This is a genomic window from Paenacidovorax caeni, assembly GCF_001298675.1.
GTDB lineage: Bacteria > Pseudomonadota > Gammaproteobacteria > Burkholderiales > Burkholderiaceae_C > Paenacidovorax > Paenacidovorax caeni.
Genome location: NZ_CYIG01000007.1, coordinates 103,371 through 112,481 on the forward strand (window position 1 = coordinate 103,371; position 9,111 = coordinate 112,481).

12 protein-coding genes are annotated in these 9,111 nt (G+C 65.6%); 5 read left to right on the top strand and 7 right to left on the bottom strand.

Annotated features, from left to right (window positions below):
* Positions 1-256 precede the first annotated feature (256 nt).
* The 3 genes from BN2503_RS04640 to BN2503_RS04645 all read right to left on the bottom strand — a co-directional run bounded on the left by BN2503_RS04640 (position 257) and on the right by BN2503_RS04645 (position 2,388).
* Positions 257-646: a hypothetical protein gene (locus tag BN2503_RS04640; RefSeq protein WP_054255480.1), complete on the bottom strand. Its 390-nt coding sequence runs from the start codon at positions 644-646 to the stop codon at positions 257-259.
* 44 nt (positions 647-690) lie between these two features.
* Positions 691-855 carry a DUF1328 domain-containing protein gene (locus BN2503_RS19275; RefSeq protein WP_074930007.1) on the bottom strand — a complete coding sequence of 55 codons (165 nt, stop codon included), beginning with the start codon at positions 853-855 and terminating at the stop codon, positions 691-693.
* A gap of 192 nt (positions 856-1,047) precedes the next feature.
* Positions 1,048-2,388, bottom strand: a complete 1,341-nt coding sequence (locus tag BN2503_RS04645) for a CHASE3 domain-containing protein (RefSeq protein ID WP_054255481.1) — start codon at positions 2,386-2,388, stop codon at positions 1,048-1,050.
* A gap of 113 nt (positions 2,389-2,501) precedes the next feature.
* On the opposite strand from BN2503_RS04645, the gene BN2503_RS04650 reads away from it, so the two are divergent.
* Positions 2,502-3,134, top strand: a complete 633-nt coding sequence (locus tag BN2503_RS04650) for a response regulator (RefSeq protein WP_054255482.1) — start codon at positions 2,502-2,504, stop codon at positions 3,132-3,134.
* On the opposite strand, the gene BN2503_RS04655 is transcribed toward BN2503_RS04650, so the two are convergent.
* The 4 genes from BN2503_RS04655 to gpmA all read right to left on the bottom strand — a co-directional run bounded on the left by BN2503_RS04655 (position 3,124) and on the right by gpmA (position 6,719).
* On the bottom strand, positions 3,124-3,513 hold the full coding sequence (locus tag BN2503_RS04655) for a response regulator (protein WP_054255483.1): 390 nt from the start codon (positions 3,511-3,513) through the stop codon (positions 3,124-3,126). The two genes, BN2503_RS04650 and BN2503_RS04655, sit on opposite strands and share 11 nt — an antisense overlap.
* 112 nt (positions 3,514-3,625) lie before the next feature.
* Entirely contained in the window at positions 3,626-4,381 is a 756-nt protein-coding gene (locus tag BN2503_RS04660) for a HesA/MoeB/ThiF family protein (RefSeq protein ID WP_054255484.1), read from the bottom strand.
* A gap of 66 nt (positions 4,382-4,447) precedes the next feature.
* Positions 4,448-5,896, bottom strand: a complete 1,449-nt coding sequence (locus BN2503_RS04665) for a S41 family peptidase (RefSeq protein WP_054255485.1) — start codon at positions 5,894-5,896, stop codon at positions 4,448-4,450.
* A gap of 79 nt (positions 5,897-5,975) precedes the next feature.
* Positions 5,976-6,719, bottom strand: a complete 744-nt coding sequence (gpmA, locus tag BN2503_RS04670; RefSeq protein WP_054255486.1) for a 2,3-diphosphoglycerate-dependent phosphoglycerate mutase — start codon at positions 6,717-6,719, stop codon at positions 5,976-5,978.
* 71 nt (positions 6,720-6,790) lie between these two features.
* Here gpmA and BN2503_RS04675 point away from each other — a divergent pair, with 71 nt between their 5' ends.
* From BN2503_RS04675 to BN2503_RS04690, 4 genes are all read left to right on the top strand, one after another.
* Positions 6,791-7,198, top strand: coding sequence for a rhodanese-like domain-containing protein (locus tag BN2503_RS04675; protein ID WP_054255487.1), 408 nt, complete (start codon positions 6,791-6,793; stop codon positions 7,196-7,198).
* A gap of 3 nt (positions 7,199-7,201) precedes the next feature.
* Positions 7,202-7,459 (top strand): glutaredoxin 3, encoded by a 258-nt coding sequence (grxC, locus tag BN2503_RS04680; protein ID WP_054255488.1) that lies wholly within the window; start codon positions 7,202-7,204, stop codon positions 7,457-7,459.
* Between the two features lie 98 nt (positions 7,460-7,557).
* Positions 7,558-8,013: a protein-export chaperone SecB gene (gene secB / locus BN2503_RS04685; RefSeq protein ID WP_054255489.1), complete on the top strand. Its 456-nt coding sequence runs from the start codon at positions 7,558-7,560 to the stop codon at positions 8,011-8,013.
* Between the two features lie 71 nt (positions 8,014-8,084).
* Positions 8,085-9,086 carry an NAD(P)H-dependent glycerol-3-phosphate dehydrogenase gene (locus tag BN2503_RS04690; RefSeq protein WP_054255490.1) on the top strand — a complete coding sequence of 334 codons (1,002 nt, stop codon included), beginning with the start codon at positions 8,085-8,087 and terminating at the stop codon, positions 9,084-9,086.
* Positions 9,087-9,111 lie beyond the last annotated feature (25 nt).

A 9,111-nucleotide genomic window follows, 5' to 3' on the forward strand; every position in this document is an offset into this window, starting at 1 on the left:
GGCGCACCAAACATGCCCGACTTCAAAACGCCCGACTTCGCATTCGAGCCCAAACGTCTGCCTGAGTACGAATAGAAGCGGCCCGCCCCAATGAAAACGGGCCACAATGCCCCGAAACCATTTCCTGCCACCCCAGGCCCACTCTGGCCCAGAAAACGCCCATTTCGCCCGTTTTGGCCCCTCTGGGCGCCCATTCCGTCTCAAAGCGACCGTTAGCCCCAAAAGCCCAGAATCATCGCGTAACTCCGCGTCAACATTAGTGTTGTCCCAAGTTATCCACACTCCACCATAGTGCCAAAGCGGTCACCCCCCCACAGGCGGCCAGCAGCAGCGATTTGACGGGCTGTTCTGCCACGTAGCGGCCCGTGGCGTCGGCAGCGTGGCCGATGTGGCGGCGCGCACGGTCGGTGGTTTCCGCGCAGTACTGGATGCCGCGTGTGGCCAGTTCCTGGGCGCGTTGGGCCAGGTCGTTCACGCCGGGTTCGATCTCCTGGCGCAGCCGGCGTACACGGCTTTCCGCCTTGTCCAGCGATGCGTTGGCCAGTTTGCGCGTGGTCTGCACGGCGTCTTCGGCGTCCTCCAGGGTGTCCTGGGCCCAGTGGCGGGCAGTGCGGGTGGCTTTGTGCGTTGCGGTGGTGTGATGCATAAAGGCTCCTTGGGGTGCGGTGTGGTCGCTGGAAGTGGTGCCGGTCAGCGTTTCTTGACGAGACCGATGGCGAAGGCCACGACGGCCATGACCACGAAGACAAAGAACAGGATCTTGGCGATCTCGACGGCCCCGGCGGCAATGCCGCCAAAGCCGAAGAGGGCCGCGACCAGGGCGATGACCATAAAGACGACGGCGTAGTGCAGCATGGTTTCGTCTCCTTGCGTTCAGCCGGCGGTACCGGCGGGCTGGCAGCGCGGGGTGCCAGGGCATGGGATGACTGTAGGCCGCGTTTGGCGCGGCGCGTGCCAGCGGCGTGCGGCTTGGCGTGTCGGCGCAGTTGCGGTGCGTGGTGTAGGACGGGGCCGACGCGCGCGGCCCGCGGCTTCAGCGCATCAGCCTCAGGGACCCCAGGGAATGTTGGCCGAAACCACGGTGCCCTGGCCTGGCTGGGAGTGCACCGCGAAGTGCCCGCCTGCTGCCTCCACCCGATGGCGCATGCCTGCGAGCCCGTGTGATTTGGCGGGCACGGCCCCGGGCGTGAAACCGGTGCCGTCGTCCCGTATTTCCACGGTGACATGGGCCGCATGGCGCTGCACGCGCACGGTGGCGTGGCGCGCCTGGGCGTACTTGCCGATGTTGGTGAGCGACTCCTGAACGATGCGGTACACGGTGAGCTGCAGCGCGGGCGATAGGTCCACTTCCTGCAGGTCGGTGTCCACTGCGATGCCGCTGTGCTGGGCAAACTCCCGCGTAAGGATCTCCAGCGACGCGGTAAGCCCGAGGTTGGCGAGTGATGACGGGCGCAGGTTTTCGATGATCCGGCGCTTCAGGGCAATGACGCCGTTGAGCGTCTCGGTGAGGTGGCGCAGGCGCTCGGATACCTCCGGTGGTGTGGTGTCGATACGCGACTTGAGCCGCGCTACGTCAAGCTTGGCGGCCGTGAGCAGGGCGCCCAGTTCGTCATGCAGCTCGCGCGCCAGATGGCCGCGCTCATCCTCGCGTACTTGTTGCAAATGTGTGGCCAGCTCGGCCAGCGAGGCGGTGCGCTCGCGCACCAGGCCTTCCAGGCGGTCGCGCTCGCGCTCCAGGCTCTCCTGCTCGCGCTGCAGCGCCGTTTGCAGCGCCCTGGCCTGGCGCAGGTACATGTAGAACGCCAGCAGGCCGATGGCCGCCATGGCGGCGACGCCCAGGCGCGCGAGCAGCAGGGAGCGCAGGATGTGCGCCTGGTTCTGTGCGGCGCGCCGGTCGGCACGCTCGATGAGCGCGAGCGCATGGGTGCGGATGGCGTCCATGTTCTCCTTGCCCACGTCGGTGAAGATGACGAAGCGCCAGGCATCCTCGTTGCCCTGGCGGCGCAGATCCAGGCTCAGCGCCATCTCGGAGAGCTTGCGCCCTATCTGCTGCGCAAGCTGGCTGAAATCTTCGCGGTCCTCGGGCGAATCGGCGAAGCTGCTGCGCAGCGCGTCCAAGTTGCTGTGCAGCGTGGCGACCGCACCCTCGTACGGTGTCAGGTAGCGCTCTTCGCCTGTCAGGAGGAAGCCGCGCAGGCCGGTTTCGGCATCCAACATGTTCTGCAGCAGGCGGTTGAGCGCGGCGCGGGTGTGTTGGGTCTGCGCCATCTCGTCCACCGCCTGGTGCGAGCGCTGGTAACTGGTTTCGTTGATGCCGACCAGCAGCAGTGCGGCCAGCAGCGCCACGGGCAGGCTCAGGGCCATCTTGCGGATCTGGGACCAGCGCATGGGGCGATTCCTTCCAAGTCGGGGCACGGTTATTCGGGATAATGCGGCGGCTGGGCTGGCTGGCCGCGCACCGCCGTGCGGCATGCAGGGCGGCTCTGGGAAAGACCACTCTCATGATCAATATTGGCATTGTGGATGACCACGCCATCGTGCGCTCGGGTCTGCGTCAGTTCTTTGCCGAGCATGTGGATCTGCGCGTCGCGGGTGAGGCTGCGAACGGGCGCGAGGCCATCGACCTGGTGCGCCAGCACCCCATCGACGTCCTGGTGATGGATCTGTCCATGCCGGGCCAGAGCGGCTTGGATGCCATGGCGATGCTGCGCGCCAAGGCCCCGGACATGGGCATCCTGATCCTGAGTGGCTACCCCGAGGAACACTACGCGATCAACCTGATCCGCCAGGGAGCGAGCGGGTATCTGAACAAGGAGTGCGACCCGGCTGAGATCGTCGAGGCCATCCGTACCATCGCGCAGGGGCGCAGGTACCTTACGCCCGCCGTGGCTGAGTTGCTGGCCCAGCAGCTGCACCGCAAGGACGACGCACCACCGCACGAGCAGCTGTCCGAGCGTGAGTTCCAGGTGTTCCTGAAGCTGGCGCGTGGCGAAACTGCGGGCGATGTCGCCAAGTCCTTGTCGTTGAGTGTGAAGACCGTGAGCACCTACCGGACGCGCCTGATGGAGAAGATGGGACTGGGGTCGAACAGCGACCTCACTTACTACGCGCTGAAGAACCGTCTTATTGATTGAGGCCCGCGTCCTCGCTGCGCGCGATGCAGTAATCGAGCAGGGCGTCGATTTCGTTCGATTTGTCGAACACCGCATCCACGCCCAACTGGGCGCAGCGGGCGCGAATGTCCGGCGTAGCGTAGTTGCTCAAGACCACGATTTTTTGGTGTGCCTGACGCTCCCTGCAGGCAGCGAGCACCCCCAGGCCGCTGCCCTGGCGCAGAAAGAGATCGACGATGGCCAAGTCCCACTGGTTCGGGTGGCTGGTGAGCCAGGCTTTGCCGTCGGCTTCTGTCTCCGCCACGCCCACCGCCTGGACGGACGCCAATTCCTCCAGCGTACCGATGAGGTTTTCGCGGATGGTGGCGTTGTCTTCGACGAGGTAGGTGCGCAGCTTCACGGTGGTGCCATTCCAGGGGCACTGCAATGTGCCGCGTGCCCATGCTTCGACTATAGGCTGGCTGCGGCCGTAGGGCTGCCAGCGGCGGTACGTCGCTGGCGTAGGTGCTGTCCTACACGGCGGATGAGCCGCACACCGGGCAGCCGGCGTGGCGCTGGCTGCGCAGGGTGTTCCATTCCATACTGCGGCCGTCAAGCATGAGCAGCCGCCCGGCGACGGACTGGCCCACGCCGGCCACCAACTTGAGCGCCTCGGCCGCCTGCATGGCGCCGATGATGCCGACCATGGGGGCGAACACGCCCATGGTGGCGCATTGCACCTCCTCGAACGTGGCGTCGGGGGGGAACAGGCAGGCGTAGCAGGGCGACTGCGCATCGCGCGGGTCCACCACGGTGAGCTGTCCATCGAAGCGGATGGCTGCGCCCGCCACCAGTGGCACGCGGTGGCGTACGCAGGCGGCGTTGATGGCATGGCGCGTAGCGTAGTTGTCGGTGCAGTCCAGCACCACCGTGGCACGGGGCACCAGGCGGTCGAGCAGGGCGGCGTCCGCACGCGCTTGCACGGCATCGACCTGTACGCCGGGATTGATGGCGTGTACGGCATCCGCTGCCGAGGCCACCTTCGGCTGGCCCACGCGTGCCGTGGTGTGCGCGATCTGGCGCTGCAGGTTGGTCAAGTCCACCGCATCGTTGTCTACCAGCGTGAGACGCCCCACGCCTGCAGCGCCGAGCAGCAGCGCCACGGGGGAGCCCAGCCCCCCCGCGCCGATCACCAGGGCGTGGGCTGCCAGGATGCGCTCTTGTCCTTCGATGCCGATTTCATCGAGCAGGATGTGGCGCGAGTAGCGCAGCAGTTGGTCATCGTTCATGGCATACCTGAATGCAAAAGGCCGGGCTGTAAGGCCCGGCCGCGGGGAAAGAAGGCCAAGGGTGGCTCAGTCCTCTTTCTTCTCGTCCTTCTTCTCTTCCTTGCGCTCGGTCAGGGTCTTGCTGACCAGCACGGGCTGGCCCTTGAGCTTGTTCAGCGCCTGGGTGAGCTGGAAATCCTTTTCCGAACCCAGCTCGGGCAGCTTGCGCTCCGACGGGTTCCTCTTGGCTTCTTCCTCCAGCCGCTTGCGCGCTTCCTCGCGTGCCTTCTCGCGCGCTTCGTCCTTCTGCTCCTCGCCCTGGCCGTTGCCCAGGTGCTTGTCCAGATCGGCCTCGCGCATGCGCAGGGCGGCAAACAGGTCGCCCTCGGCGGTTTCGTCCACCATCACGTCAGGCACGATGCCCTTGGCCTGGATGGAGCGGCCATTGGGCGTGTAGTAGCGAGCCGTAGTGATCTTGATGCCGGTATCCGGCCCCAGTGGCCGTACCGTCTGCACCGAGCCCTTGCCAAAGGTTTGGCTGCCCATGAGCGTGGCGCGCTTGTGGTCCTGCAGCGCGCCGGCCACGATTTCGCTGGCAGAGGCCGAGCCCTCGTTGACCAACACCACCAAGGGGACGGTCTTGATGGCCGCGGGCAGGCGCTTGAGCGGGTCACCCTGGCCACGGCGGGCGTAAAACTCGGGCGAGGCCTTGTACGTGGCCTTGCTGTCGGCGAGCTGGCCGTTGGTGGAGACCACCGTGACGTTCTCGGGCAGGAAAGCAGCCGAGATGGCCACCGCGGCGTCGAGCAGGCCGCCCGGGTCGTTGCGCAGGTCGAGCACCAGGCCCTTGAGGCGTGGCTCCTGCTTGTAGACCTCTTCGACCTTGCGCACAAAGTCGTCCACCGTGCGTTCCTGGAACTGCGACAGGCGGATCCAGGCATAGCCGGGCTCGATCACCTTGCCCTTGACGGACTGGGTCTTGATTTCCTCACGCGTGATCGTTACCGGGAACGTGCGGTTCTCATCCTTGCGGAAGATGGTCAGCGTTACCTTGGTATTGGGCTCGCCGCGCATGCGCTTGACGGACTCGTTGAGCGACAGGCCACGCACGGCGGTGTCGTCGATTTTGGTGATCAGGTCGCTGCTCTTGAGGCCCGCGCGGTAGGCCGGTGAACCCTCAATGGGGGAGACGATCTTGATCAGCCCGTCTTCCTGCGTGATCTCGATGCCCACGCCGACAAAGCGGCCCGTCGTGCCTTCGCGGAATTCCTTGAACGACTTCTTGTCGAAGTACTGCGAGTGCGGATCCAGGCTCGACACCATGCCAGAGATGGCGTCGGTGATGAGCTTCTTGTCGTCCACCGGCTCGACGTAATCGGTCTTGATGAGCCCGAACACGGCGGAGAGCTGCTGGATCTCCTCCAGCGGTAGCGGCGTCATGGCGCCGCGCGCCACGGTCTGCAACGACACCGTGGTCAGCGCGCCGGCGACCACGCCGATCGACACCCACCCTGCAATTTTCAGTTTCTGGCCCATACGCTTACCTTGCTCGCCCGTAGCGGTTCAATATACCTCTTGGAAGGGGCGTGTGCCCCCGGGTTCCCTTGGCCAAGTTTTATGCTTTGCCCTGCGAGGCCACGGCAGCTGCAGCCTTGGCAGCGGCTTCGGCGTCGCCCAGGTAGTAGTGGCGGATTGGCTTGAGGTCGTCGTCCAGCTCGTACACCAGCGGAATGCCGTTCGGGATGTTCACCCCCACGATGGCGTCATCGGCGATGCCATCCAGGTATTTCACCAGTGCACGGATGGAGTTGCCGTGCGCCGCGATCACCACACGCTGGCCGCTGCGGATCGAGGGGGCGATGGTGTCGTTCCAGAACGGAATGACACGTGCCACCGTGTCCTTGAGGCACTCAGTCAGGGGAATTTGCTCGGGCGCCAAACCGGCGTAGCGGCGGTCACCGCGCTCGCTGCGCGGATCGGTGGGCTCCAGGGCCGGCGGCGGCGTGTCGTAGCTGCGGCGCCACACCAGCACCTGCTCGTCGCCGTACTGTTTGGCCATGTCGGCCTTGTTCAAACCTTGCAGGCCGCCATAGTGGCGCTCGTTCAGGCGCCAGCTTTTGACCACCGGCAGCCAGGTGCGGTCCATCTCGTCCAGCGCGTACCAGAGCGTGTGGATGGCGCGCTTGAGCACACTGGTGTAGGCCAGGTCGAACTCATAGCCCTCGGCTTTGAGCAGCTTGCCGGCCGACATGGCCTGCGAGACGCCGGTGGGCGTCAGATCCACGTCGGTCCAGCCGGTGAAGCGGTTTTCGAGGTTCCAGGTGGATTCGCCGTGGCGGATCAGGACGAGCTTGTGCATGGATTCCCTAGGAAGAGCTGGTCAAAACCTGACATTCTAGAATTGCGGGGTTTGCCATCCCAAGGATTGACGTGAATTTCATCATCGAGAACTGGTATCTCATCCTTCTGGCCCTGGTTTCGGGCGGCATGCTGCTGGCGCCCGTGCTGATGGGCGGCGGCGCAGGCGGGCTCACGGCCGCCAACGCGGTGCAGCTCATCAACCGCGAGAAGGCTGTGGTCATCGACGTATGTGCGCCCGAGGAGTACGCCGCAGGCCACGTCGGCGGTGCCAAGAACGTGCCGCTGGCGCAGCTCGAGGAGCGCCTGCCCAGCGTGGTCAAGAACAAGGCCGTGCCCCTGGTCATGGTGTGCGCGCGCGGCGTGCGTGCGCAGCGTGCCGTGGCGGTGGCCAAGAAGCTGGGCTACGACAATGCCCAGGCCCTGTCGGGCGGCTTGGCCGCCTGGCGCGAAGCCAACCTGCCCGTAGAGAAAGGCTGACCCATGCCCACCGTCAAGATGTACACCACCGCCGTGTGTCCCTACTGCATCCGCGCCAAGCAGCTGCTCAAGGCCAAGGGCGTGGAGCAGATCGAGGAGATTCGCATCGATACCGACCCGGCGCAACGCCAGCACATGATGGAGACCACGGGCCGGCGCACCGTGCCGCAGATCTTCATCGGCGACACCCATGTCGGCGGCCATGATGACCTCGTGGCGCTCGACGCGCGTGGCGGCCTGGCCCCCTTGCTGCAGGGCTGATAGATGCCGCATGCATAATGCGTGCCGCGAAGTGCCCGCTGCGGGAGCCTCTCCCCAGCGGGCTTTGTTTTATTCCAACATCGTTGCAAGACCCAACCATGGCCGACCAAGAAAACCCCGTGTTCCAGATCCAGCGCGTGTACCTGAAGGATCTGTCCCTGGAGCAGCCCAACTCGCCCGCCATCCTGCTGGAGCAGGCGCAGCCGAGCGTGGACATCCAGCTCGGCGTGGAAGCCACTCCCGTGGCCGAGGGCATTTTTGAAGTCTGTGTGCTGGCTACGGTGCAGACCAAGATCGAGGACAAGACCGTGTTCCTGGTCGAGGCCAAGCAGGCAGGCATCTTCGAGATCCGCAACATTCCCGAGGAGCAGATGGGCGCCGTCATCGGCGTGGCCTGCCCGCAGATCGTCTACCCCTACCTGCGTGGCAACGTGGCCGATGCCATCACGCGCGCCGGTTTCCCGCCCGTGCACCTGGCCGAAATCAACTTCCAGGCCATGTACGAGCAGCAGCAGGCCGCCCAGGCCGAAGCTGCCAACGCCACCGCGCAATAAGCCTTTTGCGGTAGCGCGGGTTTGGGGCATATTTTAGTGCTCTAGCCCGCGCCAGATAAGCGCTACAAGCTATGAAAATAGTAGTTATTGGCGCAGGCGCATGGGGCACGGCAGTGGCCATGACAGCGGCGGCCCATCCCGCAGGCCATGACGTGACGCTGTGGGCGCGCGATGCTGCCCAGGCCAGCGCCATGCAGGCGGCCCGCCAGAACGCGCGCTACCTTGAGGGGGTGAGCTTTCCGCCTTCCTTGTGCGTCGCCAGTGGCGATGCGCTGGCCTTGTGCCAGCAGGCCGATTTGGTGGTGCTGGGGACGCCCATGGCGGCATTGCGCGCTTGGCTGACCCAGCTGCAGGCATGCGCTGCGCCCGTGGCGTGGCTGTGCAAGGGCTTTGAGGCCCCGGCGCCGGACCAGGCCTATGGCTTGTTGGGGCATGAAGTGTGTGCCCAGGTGGCACCGGCCTTGCGTGCGGGTGTCCTCAGTGGCCCCAGCTTTGCTGTGGAGGTGGCGCGTGGCCAGCCCAGCGCCTTGGTCGCCGCCAGCAGTGATGCCGCCCTGCGCCAGCTCTTGGTGCAGGCTTTCCATAGCAGTGCCTTGCGCGTGTACGAAAACCCCGACGTCGCGGGCGTGGAAGTGGGCGGTGCCGTGAAGAACGTGCTGGCCATTGCCACGGGCTTGTGCGACGGCCTGGCGCTGGGGCTCAATGCCCGTGCAGCCTTGATCACGCGCGGTTTGGCCGAAATCACCCGGCTGGGCTTGGCCCTGGGCGCGCGCGTGGACACCTTTATGGGGCTGTCGGGCTTGGGTGACCTGGTGCTCACCTGCACGGGTGATTTGTCGCGCAACCGGCGTGTGGGCTTGTTGCTGGCACAGGGCATGACGCTGGCCCAGGCCGTGCAGTCTTTGGGTCATGTGGCCGAAGGGGTGTACAGCGCCCGCACTGTGGCGGCGCGGGCCCAGGCCTTGGGCGTAGAGATGCCCCTGACCCAAACCGTGGTGGATTTGCTCGATGGCCGCATCCAAGCCGAGGCCGCCGTGCAGCGCCTGATGGGGCGCGATCCGCGCGGCGAATGAGCTCCATCGGCGCGTGGCCGACCCA